Here is a 15692-nt window from a genome sequence, read left to right on the forward strand (position 1 = left end):
AATGAAACTGGCAGTGATAGCAGATGATTTAACAGGTGCAAATGATACAGGCGTTCAGTTTGCGAAAAAAGGGTTAAGCACAACGGTGCTTTTTTCAGATACACACTTACAGCCAGTGCATTTAAGTGAAGATGTCATCGTTTTAAATTCAGATAGTCGTGCCCTCGATTTTCAAAAAGCTTATGATATTGTTTTCAATCTATCAACAGAATTAAACAAATTAGGCGTAACAAAAGTGTTTAAGAAAATCGATTCAACGATGAGAGGGAATGTCGGTCAGGAAATTGATGCAGTAATGGATGTATTTCAATTTAAGACGTCATTTGTCGTACCAGCTTTCCCAAAAAGCAAGCGAACAACCGTGGATGGTAAGCACTATGTGCATGGGGTACTATTAGCAGAATCGGAAATTGCAAACGACCCCTCCTGTCCTGTGAAAGAAAGCTACCTTCCAAAATTATTGCAGGAGCAAAGCAAGCGGGACATTGAATTGATCTCCATTTCGGATGTTCAAAAAGGAAAACACCACTTATTGGAAAAAATGATAGCGATAACTGCGGATACTCCCTCCAAAATTATCGTTATAGATGCTACAACAGATGAAGAATTAAAGTCAATTGTGGAAGCCGCGGAAATGCTTGAAGAGAATTTCCTTTGGGTTGGTTCGGCAGGAGTTGCCTCTCACCTTTCAAGCAAAGGCAACTATGACGAGGTAGTACTTAACAAGCAAATAGATGAGCGACCGCCAGTATTGGTGGTAGCAGGCAGTGTGAACACAATTACCCATCAACAAATTCGGGATTTACGAAAAGGGAATACTGTAGAAGAAATTGTCATTTCCCCTGAAGCATTCTTTTATGAAGAGGAACGAAAGCGCGAGATTGATCGTGTTGTTCAAGCAGGTCAAGCATTACTGGGAAAAGGTGATCTAGTAATAACGACCGATCGTGGGCAAGAGGCGATGAATCGAGTGAAGGAATTGAAACGAGAACTAGGATTATCAAACTTTGAGGTAGGGCATACGATTGCCGAAGCAATGGGAATCATTGCCGGTCAGTTAATTGAATCGAAGGACATTTGTGGTGCTGTTTTAACTGGTGGAGATATTGCAGGTGCAGCCTGTAAAGCATTAAAGGGTGAAGGAATTCGAGTCATTGGTGAAGTAGAAGCAGGTATCCCATATGGTAAGCTATTCGGTGGATTGTATGACGGCATTCCGATTGTAACAAAGGCGGGTGCATTTGGTACCGAACAGGCACTTTCAAAAGCGCTTCAAACCGTTACGGAAGTGCATAGACATGCGATAAGCTGTAATGAATGATTTTTACAACGTATAACGTCAAGCTTATGATTGCCTTTTACAATAGGCTTGGCGAAAAAGAAAAGGATAATAGGAGGAAATAATGATGGCCACTAAAAAACCAAGTATTGCAATAACAATGGGCGATCCTTCAGGAGTAGGACCTGAGATTATCGTCAAATCCTTAAATGATAAAAATATCTATGAAACATGTCGTCCATTTGTAGTTGGCGATGCAAAAATATTGAAAAGAGCACTTGATGTAACCAATGTAGAACTTCAAATAAATAGCATTACACAACCAGAGGAAGCAACGTACGAATATGGCACAATCGACATTATTGATTTAGATTTAGTTTCTGCCGATTTACCATGGGGTGAAGTTTCACCAGAGGCTGGAAACGCTGCATTCCGTTATTTGGAAAAGGCAATTGCTTATGCAAATGAAGGGAAAATCCAAGGGATCTGTACAGCGCCTTTAAATAAAGAAGCGCTTCATAAAGCAGGTCACATCTACCCTGGGCATACAGAAATTTTAGCAGAACTAACGAACACGAAAGATTTCGCAATGATGCTATCTGCTCCAGGGTTACGCGTAATTCATGCAACAACACATGTTGGTCTAATCGATGCTATCAAAAACAATAATGTTGATCGTCAATATACAGTGATTAAGCTTGCGCATGAAACGTTGCAAAAAGCAGGAATTGAATCCCCACGCATCGCTGTTTGTGGAATTAACCCGCATGCTGGAGAAAATGGACTTTTCGGAAATGGCGAAGAGGAAGAAAAAATTATTCCAGCTGTTGAAAAAGCACAAGCAGAAGGGATTAATGTACAAGGGCCCCTTCCAGCAGATACACTATTCTTTAGAGCAAAACGTGGCGACTTTGACATCGTTGTTGCACAATATCATGATCAAGGACATGGTCCAATTAAAGTGCTAGGTCTAGAAGCTGGTGTAAATATTACAGTTGGACTTCCAACAATCCGTACAAGTGTAGACCATGGAACAGCTTTTGATATCGCTGGTAAAAATATTGCGGACGAGCTATCCCTAAAAGAAGCGCTTCGTATGGCGGTTGAACTAGCCCCCGAAAATTAATACTAAATGATCAAGCAGGAGGTTGACATCGACCTCTTGCTTTCCTTGCATAAAGATTTTGTTGAAGAATAGATGCACTACCCACTACAAGGGATATTTCTTAAAAACTGGATAAAAGTAATATGGAAGGAGTGACGTCAATGTCTTTACCGAAGTTCGCAAAAATAAGACAAAAATTCCAAGTAGAAAGCCTGAACGATATAACTGGAACCATTTCAGAACAATTCAACCATGTAAAAGCAGACGAAAAAATAGGGCCTGACATGGAAATTGCGATTACCGTAGGAAGCCGGGGAATTGCTAACATTCCACTAATCGTCAAAAGTGTAGCAGATGAAATTAAAAAAAGAGGTGCAACACCATTCATCATTCCTGCAATGGGAAGTCATGGTGGAGCAACTGCCGCAGGGCAAATTGAAGTACTGGACGGTCTTGGCGTAACAGAGGAATCTACTGGATGCGAAATTCGTTCGTCTATGGAAGTTGTAGAGGTTGGCAAAACATCAGCAGGCATTCCCGTTTATGTTGATAAGCATGCATATCATGCCGATGGTATTATTGTAATGGGCCGTGTGAAGCCACATACTGATTTTAAAAAGGATATTGAAAGTGGCATTTTAAAAATGGCATCGATTGGCATGGGGAAACATAAGCAAGCATTAGCCCTTCACACATATGGTATTAGAGGAATTCGTGATATGATGCCTGAGGTTGGTAAAGTAGCCATTGGTAATTCAAATACATTATTTGGGATAGCAATTGTAGAAAACGCCCATGAAGAAACGGCAATCATTGAAGCGATCCATCCAGATGAAATTGAAAATCGCGAAAGAGCATTATTGAAACGTGCATTTGCTTTGATGCCAAGCCTTCCAGTTGACGAAATGGATATATTAGTCGTTGATGAAATCGGTAAAAATTATAGCGGAACCGGCATGGACACAAATATTATTGGTCGAATCCGTGTATTAGGTGTTGAAGAGCCAGAAAAGCCTAGTGTAAAATATGTTATCGCTTCGAATTTAAGTGAGGCAAGCCATGGGAATGCATTAGGAATTGGCCTATCAGATTTAACAACGAAACGGCTATTTGACAAAATTGATTTAAAAACAATGAACGAAAACGTTGTAACAAGTACATTTTTAGATAGAGCTAAAATTCCAATTGTCCTTGATAGCGATCGTGAAGCGTTGAAGGCTGCTCTACGCGCTACTTGGGGTGTGCCAGCACAGGACGCAAGAATTGTACGAATTCCAAACACCCTTCATATTGGCGAACTGTTTGTATCAGAAGTAATTTTCAATGAACTGAAGGATAAGGAAAATATTGAGGTATTAGAAGGCTTACATGAAATGAAATTTGATGCGGATGGTTATTTTCCGTCTATGTAATAACATCATATTAACGAACAATAAATAGGCAAGCTTAGGATATACCTTAGCTTGCCTATTTATTGTTATTCGCTAATTTCGTCTTTTATTATCAATTTTTTCGGCTATCGAGTAGGCTATAATTTGAACCGCTACTAATGCCATAAGTATTTCGAAAGCATATTTAAGTTCAGTGGTTAAATGAATAACTAGAAGAATTAAAAATAGTATTATAAATATATATTTTACCCTTTTTACCATAACATGGTTTCCCCCTGTTGCTTTTCTTTTTTTTCGATTGCATCAATCTATCACTTCGAAAACTTTCTTTTTAATCGTTAAATAATTTTTAATCTCAAAGTTTAAATAAAATAAGTTTGCTCTAACCTCAAATTCCTCTCTTGTTTTAGGTAATTCTGTTTCGCGAATAGACGCTTCATAATTTTCTAGCCTTTCAAGTGCACTATGTATTGTATCTCCTGAGTGCACATTTTGACTTACGTACTCAAAAAAGTCAGCAAGCATTCCCCTTTGTTTAACATGCAGATCTGATGAAGATATAATATGAACGATTGTTACCATTTTTTTGAGGATTTCCAGCTGGTCCCCACGCATTTGCAGATAGTGATAATCTTTGTTTTCTGCCCTGAAAAGATGATTCTCTACATCTTGAATGACAATGCTTTTAGATTTATGAATGATTTCTTCTGCTTCAATAATTTCCTTCCCATCCCATTGCCTTTCATTATCTCTTAAGTAAGCTGCTAGTTCATAAAGAATGACACTAAACCGTTCTCCGATTTCAAACATATTCTTGTTAATATTTTTTTTAAAACTTGGCATGATGCTGTTAACAAGGATAGCAATTCCCATCCCGATTAAAATAATATAAAGCTCATTTAAAAACGTCTCCAGGCTCGCTTCCTGCACCGTATAAATATGCAGAACGACTACCATGCTTGTGATAAAACCATTCTGAATACGAGCTCTCAAAAGGATTGGGACGAATAAGAGGATAAATAGAGCAAAGGAGATTGGGTTATACCCTAATAATTCAAAAAATAACATACCAATAATGATGGATAAAAGAGATGCGAAGAACTTTTCTTTAATTGTATTTAATGTTCTTTTCTTTGTTGTCTCAATACACATAATGACGATAATCGCTGCAAACGTTGCAAATTCCAGCTCGATTAAACTCGCAATCCATATTGCTAACCCTGCACCTATAGCGGTTTTTATTGTCCGATAGCCCATTCCAACCATACGAAACACCATCCTGTAATTGTTCAGTAATTACTCCATTATAACCCATAATGGGTATCAGAATGAATCTTAGGGTTAGCACCGTATACAGTCGGAGGGTAGCTTGTTCCATGTAATTGTATGTCTGCCCTTTTAACGTATATGCTGCTACTTGTCTGCTCGATTACGACAATTTCCCTCTGCTGAAATTGCATTTAACAAAAATACATGTTATTATTTAGATGTTAAATATTTAGATGTCTAAATATATACGAAAGAGGTAATTGGAATGAGATTACAAGATAAAGTAGCAATTGTTACAGGCAGTGCTTCTGGTATTGGTAGAGGGATTGCTCTTGCAATGGCAAAAGAAGGGGCGCATGTTGCCATTGTTGATGTAAATGAAGAAAAGGGAAAAACAACCTTTGCGGAAATAAATCAATATGCAGAAGGCTTACTTTTTATAAAAGATATCTCGATAAAAGAAAATATCGAGGAGATTGTTACCGAAGTTGTGAAGAAGTTTGGTAAATTGGATATCCTAGTTAATAATGCACATGTATCCAGACAGGCTCCTTTTATGGAAACAACACTTGAACACTTTGATTTATCGTTTGGAACAGGGTTTTATCCTACATTCCATTTTATGCAGGCATCTTATCCGGAGCTAAAGAAGACGCATGGCAAGGTCATTAACTTTGCATCTGGTGCGGGAATTGATGGGCAAGTGACACAAACATCCTATGCTGCAGCAAAAGAGGCAATTCGTGCAATTTCTCGAGTTGCAGCAAATGAGTGGGGACCAGATGGAATTAATGTGAATTTAATATCACCAATTGCCCTCACGCCTGGTGTTGAACAATGGCGTGACAATGCACCTGAATTATACGATGCAATGATTAATAAATTACCGCTTCGTCGATTAGGTGACCAGAGCAGGATATTGGCAGAACTGCTGTCTTCCTAGCAAGTACTGATTCGGATTATATTACGGGCCAAACGATCATGGTCGATGGTGGTTCAATTAAATTACGTTAAGGAGGAAAAAATAATGGGACGATTAGATAACAAGGTTGCTATTATTACTGGTGGAGCATCAGGTATTGGTGAAGGGATGGTAGAACTATTCAGTCAAGAGGGAGCTACTGTTATTGCGGCTGATATTAATGAGACAGCACTGAAAAAGGTAAGCGAAAAAGAAAATGTAGTTGGCATGAAATTAAATGTTGCCTCTGATGAAGACTGGAAATCCTTTGCTAAAGAAGTGACCGATCGCTTTGGGAAAATTGATATTCTCGTAAATAACGCTGGTATATCATCTGAAAAGCCATACGAGGAGATTGACTTGGACGATTGGCAAAAGATGCTATCCATTAATGGCTTTGGACCATTTGCTGGTATTAAACATGTTGCACCATATATGGCAGCACAAAACAAAGGGTCCATTATTAATATTTCATCTTACACAGCTCAAATTGGACAAGGCTTTAATCATTATTCTGCATCAAAAGGAGCGGTTCGTGCGCTATCCAAAGCGGCTGCAACAACATTTGGCCGTCAGGGGGTACGTGTGAATACACTTTTCCCTGGTATTATTGAAACACCAATGACAGAAGCGCTGAGCACGTCAAAAGAGCTGCTTGGCCGTTTAATGCAGGCAACACCACTGCAGCGATTAGGAAAACCAGAGGATATCGCAAATGCAGCGCTATTCTTAGCATCTGATGAATCTTCTTATATCACTGGTTCTGAATTAGTTATTGACGGTGGATTTTCTGCACAGTAGTATAGAAATATATAGGAAGTGCCCTCTATTTCTTAGGGGGCACTTCGCTTATAGAAAGCAGGTTATACAACATGAAAGAACAAACGATTTTTGAACTGATTCATTCCATGGATCAGGTTACGAACAATTTAATCATTCAGTGGAATAAACAATTTAAAGAAAACCTTGGGATTTCGCATATTCTTGTTCTCGGCCATTTGAAGCGAAATGGCAAAAGCAGGCCATCCGATATTGCGAAGGCCTTAGGTCTAACTCCTCCATCTCTAACACACTTATCTGAAAAGCTTGTCCAACGAAAATTGGCTGTTCGGCTTGTGGATGAGAATGATCGCCGAATTATTTATTTAGCCATTACCGACGATGGAATCGAGATGGTTAAAAAAGCGCATGACGAAGGGAAAGCACTTCGCGGAAGTCTATTTGACAGGCTAACCGAGCAGGAAGTACAGCAATTATTGGTTATTTATGAGAAGTTGAATCGATTCGTATAAATTCTTCTGTAAAACGGTAGGAATAAAAAGAAATAGAAGAGATATCTTCTATTTCTCAAATGGAATATTCAATAACTCTGGTACGGTAACAAATTCATAGCCCTGCTGTTGCAGTGTTGGGATAATTTGGTGAAGCGATTCGATTGTATTCGTTCGATCCCCGTCCCGCTCTGCCCCATCATGCATGAGAATAATTGCACCTGGATGCATGATGTCTAATACATTGGAGGCGATAACCTCTGGCGGGTCTTCCTGCCAATCCAAAGAATCTACCGTCCAGCCAATTACGGAATAGTTCATTCTCGCAAGCTGTTCGACTAATTCATCGTATAAGAAACCATATGGCGGTCTGAATAAATGTGTTCGGTAACCGATCATGTCATAAAGTTCATCTTCCGTTCTAATTACTTCCTGCTCCAGTGTTCCGAGATCAGCTTCATCAACAAGATTAGGATGGAAATATGTATGGTTTCCAATTACATGTCCCTCATTTTGAATCCGCGTGACGATTTCAGGATAAGCAGCAGCTCTTGAACCTAATAAGAAGAATGTTGCCGGCACATCGTATTGGTTTAATACATCTAATACTTCATTTGTAAAACGCGGGTCTGGCCCATCATCAAACGTTAGAGCTACTTGGTTTTGATCTGAAGCGCCCTGCAAGAAAAATACATCGGGATATCGTTGCTGCAAGATCCTTAGATCAACAGGAGTCTGACGTTCTCGCTCGGAATTTTCAGGACCTCCTCGAAGGTCGGTGAAATCTTCTGCTGGTTTATCTTTCACATCTACTTGCTGCGATGAATCTTCTAAAGGTACCGCATTCGCGTTTACAGTAAAGTCATTTGTAAGATAAAAACAAAATAAAACCTCAATAGTCAAAAGCCACTTAACGATTTGTTTTTTCATCTATTCATCCCCTTTTACGGTTATGGGAGCATGTTTTTCAAAACACACTGTTATTTTAGGTGAAAGGGCATGATTTATGCAGTAAAAAGGGAAATAGGCTGATATCTTTTGTGAAAGATGAAAACCCATCTGGCAGCACTCATATTGGAAACTGAATTTGTATCGTTCTCGGTGGAGGTTTCTATTGCTGCTATAATTGTAAACGCTTAGCAAAATGGACGATTTTCCTTATTCAAGTATTTTGTTACTAAAGGTAAAAAGATTTCCATAGTTTCATTCTAATTTTGACCAATAAAAAAGGCGACCATAACTTGATCACCTTGTTTAATCATTTTAAATTAAATTTATCCATATCTAATTGCATTACAACTCCAAATACAGGTCCAGAATCATCTATTTCCCCATTCAAGCAAAAACCAAAGGATTCATATAAATTTTGTGCTGGTTTGTTGTCAGGATGAAGACTTAAATAAATTTTCCTACAACCATATCGAGATGTAATATGCTGAATTAATAAGGGGAGAAAACGTTTTGCGTATCCATTACCTTGAAAACGGTAATCAATCATAAAACGATCTAACCAGGCACTTTCTGTTGAATACGAATACCAGCCATACATTGCATATCCAACAAGAGTTTCCACATCATATAACCCAAAAGAAATACCGTTTTTCTCAAACTGCGATTCCGCTAAAGAAAAAGCATTGCTTTCAATAAATTGATTTTGTTGTTCTGACACAGATAAAGCAGCGACAGAACGCCAATTTTCTGTTGTTACTTCACGAATGTGAAGAGGCATGTTTCCAGCTCGCTTTCTGATTAATACGACTTAAAAGCCTTTATTATGTATATTAATGTAAATTATAGCATGTTCATTGTTTCATTGAAATAAAAGGCTGTTGAAGAAAATTGAGTTATGTTATTGCTGGATTATCTGAATAAGGTTGCCACACGTATCATCAAATACAGCGATGGTGATGTCACCCATTTTAGTCGGCTCCATCGTAAACTTCACGCCCAACTGCAATAACCGTTCATACTCTTTTTGAATATCCTCTACACCAAACATGGTTACTGGGATACCTTCTTCAAATAGTCTATTTTGATAATCCTTGGCAATTGGATTGTTATTCGGTTCAAGTACAATCTCGGTACCTTCTTGATCGTCTGGAGAAACAAGCGTAATCCATCTAAATTCTCCGGCAGGGACGTCGTGCTTTTTTACAAAGCCAAGTGTCTCTGAATAAAACTGTAATGCCTTGTTCTGATCTTCTACGAATATACTCGTAACAATGATTTTCATATTGTTTTACCTCCTGGTTGTTGTGATGTGTGTTCTGTTCTAAAGCAAAAACCACACCGTTCGGCAGAAATTTGTTTTACCATTTCTATATCGAACTATTCGAAACGCACGCTGCGCCTTCATCCACTTTTTTCTCCCTTATTTCTACAGATATAATGTATCTTGCGTATCGTAAAATTAATCTATCCATCCTTTCAGCAAGTTTTGAAGTGGCTCGTTGTTAAACATCAGTACCCGATATTTCCCCTTCCGTTTTGATGTTACAAGTCCTGCCTCTTCCAATACAGAAAGATGTTTGGCTATACCTTGTCGCGAAATGGAAAGACTGTGCTTCATAATAAGTCGTCCTGTGAGTTCATACAACGTCATCTCGTTACGTTCGGATAGTTCATCTAATATGAGCCGACGATTCGAGTCGGCAAGTGCCTTGAAAATAGCGTCTTTATTCCACATGTTTTCATTATAAGCAACTAATTGGTTGCCTGTCAATGAAGAGCAACTGAATAGTTGCATCTGAGCAAATTGTTACTCGGAAGAAAAACTCGACCCAGTATTTTGTACCGCAAAGGTTACACTTTTATTATCCTCCCGAGCGAAATCATTAGGAACAAACTTGGATTAGTTTAGTTGGCACCTGTCAAAATTAATTATATACTTATCATATATTTTAATAATTAAACAATATAGGTTGGGATGAAATGCCAGAAAACAATATCGAAGTAATTATGCGAGAAATGCTTGAAATACAAAAACGGTCGCGAAGATTTGCAGACCTATTATGTGAAGGGGAGTCACTATCTCAAAATCAGCTCGTTCTCCTCATTGAAATGAAAATTAATAATGGAATGAAGGCAACTCAGATTGCTGATTTTTTCGGCGTTACTCCTGGGGCCGTAACATCAATGTGCGATAAACTAGAAAAGCTTGGGCTTATACAACGAGTAAGAGAAAGTGAAGATCGCCGTGTTGTAAAAATGATTTTAACAGAGACCGGGGAAGCTAAGGTTCATGAACTATTTCTGAAGTTCCCACAAGAAAAGTTAAAGGAAATTGAGCAGGTTTTATTGGAAGTAAATAAATTAATGAGTACGGTGTTTTAAGGATTTCAGTTATTGAAGTCCTTTTTTTATTATATGGAAATTTTTAAAATTGCACTTGACAAAACTACAACCAATATAATTTAATTAGTATATATTTTAATAATTGAAATATATACTAATTAAATGATGGTGGTGTGTTTAATGACAAATGTACAAAGCCAGAAGTTGCGAAGTATAACGTTTACGAGTGGATCGATTAAAGACCTAGCACCAGAGTATGAAGTAGTAAAAATACGTGGATCTGTCTCTATACATCAAGATGTTCAGTTAAAAAGAATCACATCTCACGGATATAGTACATTTCACTCCAAAGTTAAGGTGGATCATTTCCAAAACTCCGGGTCATGCATCATGAAATCCAGCTGTGAAGCTATGGATGTTGTCAATGCAGGTAACCTAAAGATGTATTGTGGTGAAGTATCAAAGGTTACGAGTTCCGGGAGACTGGCAATTGAACGAACCTTTATGACGGAGGAATTTGATTCAGTCGGAATCATTCGTGCTGAAGAGATTCAGGCAAAACAGTTTCAGTTAAAATTATCGGGTGAAAGTAAAATAGTGCGGCTAATCGCAGAAGAGGTAAGCGTGGAGAAGGATAAAATTTCGTTTCCTTTATTAAAGAAGATACTCGTCTGTCAGGATATCAAAGGAAAGAACATACAATTATCTTATACGGAAGCGGATAGAGTAGAGGGGGATATTGTTGTAATCGGTAAACATTGTAAAATTCATACACTGTATTATACAGAAAGCTATTCCATTTCTCCGCATGCAGAAGTTCAGCATATTATTAGGAGGGAAAGCTCGTGGTGATATTGCAATTAACCATTCGTTTTCTGCTATTGCTAACAATCCCTGTCTTATATGTTCTTTATGTTGGATTAATGCTATGCGCATTACTGATCCTATTAGCTGGCATACTACGAACATTCGGTATTGAACAAATCCAAATGAGCATTTGGCAAGGAATTGAACTGCCTGCAGTATTAAGCATTCCTATATCACTCGCAGTCTCAATACTACTCGTAATTGGCTCGCTCTATGTGAGAAGGTCGATTCGATATTGTATAGTGAGGATTAGAATTTAATTAGTGTGTATTGTTGTGCTGATTTGTTTATAACTTAAATATCTTACCTAAAAGTATAATCGTTATTCGAATTGGATTCATTATGCTTTCATAAAGTCGGGTTCTTACCATTCAGAATACTTGAAGATGGGGGCTTCCTCTTTCAAAGACCATTGAATTTTAGACAGCTCCCAGAAATAATTTGATTTACCTTGATCTTCATACGCGGTATATCCAATAAATGTTTCATTTTCAAGCGAAAGAACTAATTAAGCCTTAAAGATGTTTCAAAGCTTCTCGCTTACTAAGGGGTTTTAAGCTATGATTAGCGACAAAGGATCTTACGCTTTCGGGACGAGTTTTGGCATACTCACGCAGTACCCATCCAATTGCTTTTTGTACAAAAAATTCATCGCTGTCGGCGCGTCTTAAAATGTATCGGAATAGGCGCTCCTCATCTGTTTTGTCTTTGTATTTTAGCTGATACAATATGGCAGACCGCTGTAACCAAATATTCTCATCTTCAATCCATTGATCAGCAAATGATGGAATAAGTTCCTCGTGCTTAGAAAACATATAGCCCACGATATGAGGAGAAAGTACATCTACCGTATCCCACCATGACTTTTTCACAATCAAACTGGATAGCCAGGTTACATCCTCCTCGGTTAATTTCTTTTTTGCTTTTTCAATTATATCAAGCGCTGCTTTTTGATACTCACGTTCTGGCAGGTCCCACAGCATAAAAATGACATCTTTCAGTTCTTCTTTTGGAGGTAGTCCGTTTTCTTTCATAAATTGTTTCGTTATTTTTCGGCGAATCGGAGTTCGTATACCTAAAAAGTTGAATTGGTTTCTAAGATAGTCGCTTGACCATCTAGCAAATTCAGCATCCGTGTGTTTGTTATATAGATTAATAAGTTCTTGAACGTATGAGTTTGATGCATCCGTCATCATTATGGCCACCTTACATTTCGTTATTTAGCGAGAATTCATATCCTCTATAGGTAATTACATTTTTTAATCCTATATTTTCTGCAACTGCAATCGAAGGTTTGTTTGATTCCGTACAATCCCAAGATGGAATCCTATTATTATCTAGACAATCGTTTACGAAGGCTTTAGCTATGTTTTGCGCTAGCTTTTTCCCACGATGTTCTTCTATCGTTTCAATGGTTACAGCATGGACATTTCCCGCGACAAACCCTGAAAAACAAAGACTTACAACTTCATTCTTATAAATCATACAATATCCTATCCCATTACGAAAGAACATTTCAGATGAAGACCAAGACTCTAAAATATTGGATCTTAAAAATTCTATATTTTTAATTGAATTGTCTTTGTTTTCAAAGATGCCTTTACATATTTTTGTTAGTTTATATCCGGTCGCTATACTAAGCTCGTCATAATATTTATAGACGTCCATATCTATCATATAAACCCTTTGATTCCAGCTTCCTAATTTGCGGTTTTTAAACACATCCTTAATCGTTGTATCCCATTTATTGTGATTACCAATGCCTTCAAACCATTTCAACCCAACTTTATTTGCTTCGGGTACAATGATTGTATCAATAAATTGATTTAGATCTTTATTGAAGCGCTCATTCTTTTCATTTCCAATAAAGATAAATCCATCGTTATTACCTAACCAAATAAGCCCACAAGTAGGAGTTTCCATATCATCTACAAAGACACGGCCAGGGTTGATCCCCTCAATCACTGCTCTTGCTTCTAACAGTCCTTGGTCAGATAATAAATATTTACATTTATAGAATTCATCCTTGTTTAGTTCAGAAATCATATTTCTCCCCCTCTAACCCTATTTCTTTTCTGCTAACATGAAAATCAATAATCTTCTTCTTTAACTATGCTGCCCAAGTTACATAACTTCGCCTTAAATACTAACTTAATATATTTAAAATTATTCAATAAATTTAAAAAATTAGAGGTATATATTTTTAAAGCATGTTACCTTCGAAATGTACCAAACAAATATAGAACAAGAGAGGAAGAAGAAATGTATGCAATATAAAGTAGAAACATTTCCAAACTATCGTATCGCTTATGTGCGACGAGTTGGTCCATATGGGCCTGCCAATACTGAAGCAATGGAGAAGTTAAAAAAATGGTCTAAGGAGAGAAATCTTCTTGAATCGGGAATACTATTTGCAATACCACAAGATAACCCTGATAAGACACTGCCTGAAAACTGTAGATTTGATGCTTGTATTGTGATTTCAAAGGATTATCAAATGGATGATTCAATTTATGAAGGCGAGCTCACTGGCGGGAAATACGCTGTTTACAAAATAAAACATACTGCTGAAGCTATTCAAGAAGCATATGTTGATATTTTTCCATCACTACAAAGCAATGGATATCAAATTGATACTAAACCTATTCTGGAAAAGTACACGGCTGATATGGTTAACAATCATTATTGCGAAATATGTGTACCTGTGAAATAGCGAAAGTAGTTTTTAATGTTCAATCAGTAAGTAAGATTACAAAAAGAAGAACAAGAATTAGCTGTTTCTTGTTCTTTTTTTTTCATTGACCTTACCCGCTAGAAAAGAACTTATGTCAATATCGGGCAATTATCTGTAATTGTGTATTGAAGAGTTTAAAGATGCTGTTCTTGTTTAATCTTGCACCAATTGATGGGGAAATTACTTTAAACTATTTGTTTCTCTAATCTGAGTAAAATTTTCTTCACTGATTTCGCTTTTTTCTATAAGGGTCTCTTGAAAGGATTTGAAAAGGTCTTGAATTTCTTTATCCTGGTTAATAAGTTCTATACTCTTATTATATTCCACTTGATCTTTATATTGAGAAATCTCCATCCACTTTGTTTTATCCTCGTTACTCTGAAAATAAATTACATGTGAATCTATATACTTACCATAAATTTCCCCAACTTTTTCTTGAATGTTTATATATGTTTCTATTTTATCTTTCTTTATATGATAATTATAAACTTTTACAAACATCTTTTCACTCCTGACATTTTTAAGGGGATTACCAATAATTGCTAATTACCCAAAATTGTATGAATACGTTTTTTTTCTTCCTTTTTGTTTAAGTATTCAAAGAAACCAAGTAGATTGCCCCAAGGGTCTGTAAACGTCCCCCATTTTACTGGAACTTCTTCTCTTGAATATATTTCGAACATAGCAATGTTCAATTCTTTTATAAGTCGATCTCTTTCGCCTACTATGTCTTTTACCCCTAAACGCAAAGGACCACTTTCTTCTGCTGGGATACCCTCGGCAACTTGTAACCAACATCCCGGAATGATTTCCCATTCAGCAAAACCTTCGTGTGGAAGAAAATCAGGCTGTCTATTAAATAAAGTTTGATACCATCTTTGTCCTTCTTTCATGTCTTTAACACGAACTTGAATTGTCATTTCAAATAGCACTTAAATCCCCCCTAATCGTTTCTGTTATATAAAAGTCCCCTCTTTAATAAAACTTCTACCGTAACCCCATTCAATAATCGCGCCAGTCTTGTTTAATAATCTTTAACAGATTTTAATTTCCTACCTATAAAACTAGCAGAGACAGGGCTTCGATCTAATTCTCTTGCCCAAACAGAAAGCTGGCCAATATGATGAATTTCGTGAGCAATAATATGGTGAAGTATTTCATCCTTCGTGTATTCATCTTCATCCCAAGGAATATGTATGAGCTCATCTTTTGATTCATCTAAATTTGTTTTTAATTCAACCACAATTTCATCTCGGAGTGCATCGGATAGGGATTTAACCTTATCAAGCGTATTATGATCTGCAAATGAAAATACGATATCTTCCTTACCTTGAATAGCCCTAATCCAGCTATATTCCACATCAACAATGTGAAAAAGCGTATATAAAATATTTCCTACTCCACCTTTGCGTTCTTTTAACAGCTCTTCAGGTGTTAGCTGGTTACTCCAGTCAAACCATTCGTTTCTTACCTGCCAGTTATATTCAAAAAACTTAATCATGTGAACACCCCTTTAATTCA

The 15692-nt window shown here is 37.2% G+C and carries 19 protein-coding genes and 1 pseudogene; 10 read left to right on the forward strand and 10 right to left on the reverse strand.

The window, feature by feature from the left end; genetic code table 11:
• Position 1 precedes the first annotated feature (1 nt).
• The 3 genes from D1B32_RS11080 to D1B32_RS11090 all read left to right on the forward strand — a co-directional run bounded on the left by D1B32_RS11080 (position 2) and on the right by D1B32_RS11090 (position 3796).
• Complete coding sequence (locus tag D1B32_RS11080; protein WP_118889342.1) at positions 2 to 1321, forward strand: four-carbon acid sugar kinase family protein; 1320 nt, start codon at positions 2 to 4, stop codon at positions 1319 to 1321.
• Positions 1322 to 1406: 85 nt separating this feature from the next.
• A complete protein-coding gene (pdxA, locus tag D1B32_RS11085; protein WP_095310108.1) occupies positions 1407 to 2405 on the forward strand; it encodes a 4-hydroxythreonine-4-phosphate dehydrogenase PdxA in 999 nt (332 codons plus the stop codon).
• Positions 2406 to 2545: 140 nt separating this feature from the next.
• Positions 2546 to 3796, forward strand: coding sequence for a nickel pincer cofactor-dependent isomerase, group 22 (locus tag D1B32_RS11090; protein ID WP_118889343.1), 1251 nt, complete (start codon positions 2546 to 2548; stop codon positions 3794 to 3796).
• Between the two features lie 282 nt (positions 3797 to 4078).
• Here D1B32_RS11090 and D1B32_RS11095 read toward each other — a convergent pair whose 3' ends face one another.
• The gene (locus D1B32_RS11095; RefSeq protein ID WP_158586241.1) at positions 4079 to 5041 is read right to left on the reverse strand and encodes an aromatic acid exporter family protein; all 963 of its coding nucleotides are present in this window, start codon (positions 5039 to 5041) and stop codon (positions 4079 to 4081) included.
• 268 nt (positions 5042 to 5309) lie between these two features.
• Here D1B32_RS11095 and D1B32_RS11100 point away from each other — a divergent pair.
• The 3 genes and pseudogenes from D1B32_RS11100 to D1B32_RS11110 all read left to right on the forward strand — a co-directional run bounded on the left by D1B32_RS11100 (position 5310) and on the right by D1B32_RS11110 (position 7297).
• Positions 5310 to 6058: pseudogene (locus tag D1B32_RS11100) on the forward strand (SDR family NAD(P)-dependent oxidoreductase).
• 13 nt (positions 6059 to 6071) lie between these two features.
• Positions 6072 to 6806, forward strand: a complete 735-nt coding sequence (locus D1B32_RS11105) for an SDR family NAD(P)-dependent oxidoreductase (protein ID WP_118889344.1) — start codon at positions 6072 to 6074, stop codon at positions 6804 to 6806.
• A gap of 71 nt (positions 6807 to 6877) precedes the next feature.
• The gene (locus tag D1B32_RS11110; protein ID WP_118889345.1) at positions 6878 to 7297 is read left to right on the forward strand and encodes a MarR family winged helix-turn-helix transcriptional regulator; all 420 of its coding nucleotides are present in this window, start codon (positions 6878 to 6880) and stop codon (positions 7295 to 7297) included.
• A 48-nt stretch (positions 7298 to 7345) separates the two neighbouring features.
• Here the strand turns inward: D1B32_RS11110 and D1B32_RS11115 are convergent, their stop codons facing one another.
• The 4 genes from D1B32_RS11115 to D1B32_RS11130 form a co-directional block, all read right to left on the reverse strand.
• Positions 7346 to 8206 carry a polysaccharide deacetylase family protein gene (locus D1B32_RS11115; RefSeq protein WP_118889346.1) on the reverse strand — a complete coding sequence of 287 codons (861 nt, stop codon included), beginning with the start codon at positions 8204 to 8206 and terminating at the stop codon, positions 7346 to 7348.
• A 328-nt stretch (positions 8207 to 8534) separates the two neighbouring features.
• On the reverse strand, positions 8535 to 9005 hold the full coding sequence (locus D1B32_RS11120) for a GNAT family N-acetyltransferase (protein ID WP_118889347.1): 471 nt from the start codon (positions 9003 to 9005) through the stop codon (positions 8535 to 8537).
• Positions 9006 to 9125: 120 nt separating this feature from the next.
• Positions 9126 to 9509 (reverse strand): methylglyoxalase, encoded by a 384-nt coding sequence (locus tag D1B32_RS11125; protein ID WP_095310123.1) that lies wholly within the window; start codon positions 9507 to 9509, stop codon positions 9126 to 9128.
• A gap of 177 nt (positions 9510 to 9686) precedes the next feature.
• Complete coding sequence (locus D1B32_RS11130) at positions 9687 to 9962, reverse strand: ArsR/SmtB family transcription factor (protein ID WP_118889394.1); 276 nt, start codon at positions 9960 to 9962, stop codon at positions 9687 to 9689.
• 245 nt (positions 9963 to 10207) lie between these two features.
• Here D1B32_RS11130 and D1B32_RS11135 point away from each other — a divergent pair, with 245 nt between their 5' ends.
• From D1B32_RS11135 to D1B32_RS11145, 3 genes are all read left to right on the forward strand, one after another.
• On the forward strand, positions 10208 to 10609 hold the full coding sequence (locus D1B32_RS11135; protein WP_118889348.1) for a MarR family winged helix-turn-helix transcriptional regulator: 402 nt from the start codon (positions 10208 to 10210) through the stop codon (positions 10607 to 10609).
• A gap of 141 nt (positions 10610 to 10750) precedes the next feature.
• A complete protein-coding gene (locus D1B32_RS11140; RefSeq protein ID WP_118889349.1) occupies positions 10751 to 11422 on the forward strand; it encodes a hypothetical protein in 672 nt (223 codons plus the stop codon).
• Complete coding sequence (locus D1B32_RS11145) at positions 11416 to 11697, forward strand: hypothetical protein (protein WP_118889350.1); 282 nt, start codon at positions 11416 to 11418, stop codon at positions 11695 to 11697. The genes D1B32_RS11140 and D1B32_RS11145 overlap by 7 nt, the downstream gene beginning before the upstream one ends.
• 255 nt (positions 11698 to 11952) lie before the next feature.
• On the opposite strand, the gene D1B32_RS11150 is transcribed toward D1B32_RS11145, so the two are convergent.
• Positions 11953 to 12630, reverse strand: a complete 678-nt coding sequence (locus D1B32_RS11150) for a DNA alkylation repair protein (RefSeq protein WP_118889351.1) — start codon at positions 12628 to 12630, stop codon at positions 11953 to 11955.
• Positions 12631 to 12643: 13 nt separating this feature from the next.
• A complete protein-coding gene (locus D1B32_RS11155) occupies positions 12644 to 13483 on the reverse strand; it encodes a GNAT family N-acetyltransferase (RefSeq protein ID WP_118889352.1) in 840 nt (279 codons plus the stop codon).
• A 220-nt stretch (positions 13484 to 13703) separates the two neighbouring features.
• On the opposite strand from D1B32_RS11155, the gene D1B32_RS11160 reads away from it, so the two are divergent.
• A complete protein-coding gene (locus tag D1B32_RS11160) occupies positions 13704 to 14150 on the forward strand; it encodes an AraC family transcriptional regulator (RefSeq protein ID WP_118889353.1) in 447 nt (148 codons plus the stop codon).
• Between the two features lie 201 nt (positions 14151 to 14351).
• Here the strand turns inward: D1B32_RS11160 and D1B32_RS11165 are convergent, their stop codons facing one another.
• The 3 genes from D1B32_RS11165 to D1B32_RS11175 all read right to left on the reverse strand — a co-directional run bounded on the left by D1B32_RS11165 (position 14352) and on the right by D1B32_RS11175 (position 15672).
• The gene (locus D1B32_RS11165; protein WP_118889354.1) at positions 14352 to 14672 is read right to left on the reverse strand and encodes a hypothetical protein; all 321 of its coding nucleotides are present in this window, start codon (positions 14670 to 14672) and stop codon (positions 14352 to 14354) included.
• 41 nt (positions 14673 to 14713) lie between these two features.
• Complete coding sequence (locus tag D1B32_RS11170; RefSeq protein WP_118889355.1) at positions 14714 to 15103, reverse strand: VOC family protein; 390 nt, start codon at positions 15101 to 15103, stop codon at positions 14714 to 14716.
• 92 nt (positions 15104 to 15195) lie between these two features.
• Positions 15196 to 15672: a DinB family protein gene (locus tag D1B32_RS11175; RefSeq protein WP_118889356.1), complete on the reverse strand. Its 477-nt coding sequence runs from the start codon at positions 15670 to 15672 to the stop codon at positions 15196 to 15198.
• Between the last annotated feature and the right edge of the window lie 20 nt (positions 15673 to 15692).

The organism is Oceanobacillus profundus (assembly GCF_003515705.1).
In the GTDB taxonomy this organism is placed as follows: Bacteria; Bacillota; Bacilli; order Bacillales; family Amphibacillaceae; genus Oceanobacillus; species Oceanobacillus profundus.

Coding starts and splice junctions, on each gene's coding strand:
- D1B32_RS11130 (WP_118889394.1), bottom strand. CDS start 9,962: ATGTGGAATAAAGACGCTATTTTCAAGGCACTTGCCGACTCGAATCGT.
- D1B32_RS11175 (WP_118889356.1), bottom strand. CDS start 15,672: ATGATTAAGTTTTTTGAATATAACTGGCAGGTAAGAAACGAATGGTTT.
- D1B32_RS11095 (WP_158586241.1), bottom strand. CDS start 5,041: ATGGTTGGAATGGGCTATCGGACAATAAAAACCGCTATAGGTGCAGGG.
- D1B32_RS11115 (WP_118889346.1), bottom strand. CDS start 8,206: ATGAAAAAACAAATCGTTAAGTGGCTTTTGACTATTGAGGTTTTATTT.
- D1B32_RS11160 (WP_118889353.1), top strand. CDS start 13,704: ATGCAATATAAAGTAGAAACATTTCCAAACTATCGTATCGCTTATGTG.
- D1B32_RS11125 (WP_095310123.1), bottom strand. CDS start 9,509: ATGAAAATCATTGTTACGAGTATATTCGTAGAAGATCAGAACAAGGCA.
- pdxA (WP_095310108.1), top strand. CDS start 1,407: ATGGCCACTAAAAAACCAAGTATTGCAATAACAATGGGCGATCCTTCA.
- D1B32_RS11155 (WP_118889352.1), bottom strand. CDS start 13,483: ATGATTTCTGAACTAAACAAGGATGAATTCTATAAATGTAAATATTTA.
- D1B32_RS11165 (WP_118889354.1), bottom strand. CDS start 14,672: ATGTTTGTAAAAGTTTATAATTATCATATAAAGAAAGATAAAATAGAA.
- D1B32_RS11150 (WP_118889351.1), bottom strand. CDS start 12,630: ATGACGGATGCATCAAACTCATACGTTCAAGAACTTATTAATCTATAT.
- D1B32_RS11110 (WP_118889345.1), top strand. CDS start 6,878: ATGAAAGAACAAACGATTTTTGAACTGATTCATTCCATGGATCAGGTT.
- D1B32_RS11120 (WP_118889347.1), bottom strand. CDS start 9,005: ATGCCTCTTCACATTCGTGAAGTAACAACAGAAAATTGGCGTTCTGTC.
- D1B32_RS11105 (WP_118889344.1), top strand. CDS start 6,072: ATGGGACGATTAGATAACAAGGTTGCTATTATTACTGGTGGAGCATCA.
- D1B32_RS11140 (WP_118889349.1), top strand. CDS start 10,751: ATGACAAATGTACAAAGCCAGAAGTTGCGAAGTATAACGTTTACGAGT.
- D1B32_RS11135 (WP_118889348.1), top strand. CDS start 10,208: ATGCCAGAAAACAATATCGAAGTAATTATGCGAGAAATGCTTGAAATA.
- D1B32_RS11090 (WP_118889343.1), top strand. CDS start 2,546: ATGTCTTTACCGAAGTTCGCAAAAATAAGACAAAAATTCCAAGTAGAA.
- D1B32_RS11080 (WP_118889342.1), top strand. CDS start 2: ATGAAACTGGCAGTGATAGCAGATGATTTAACAGGTGCAAATGATACA.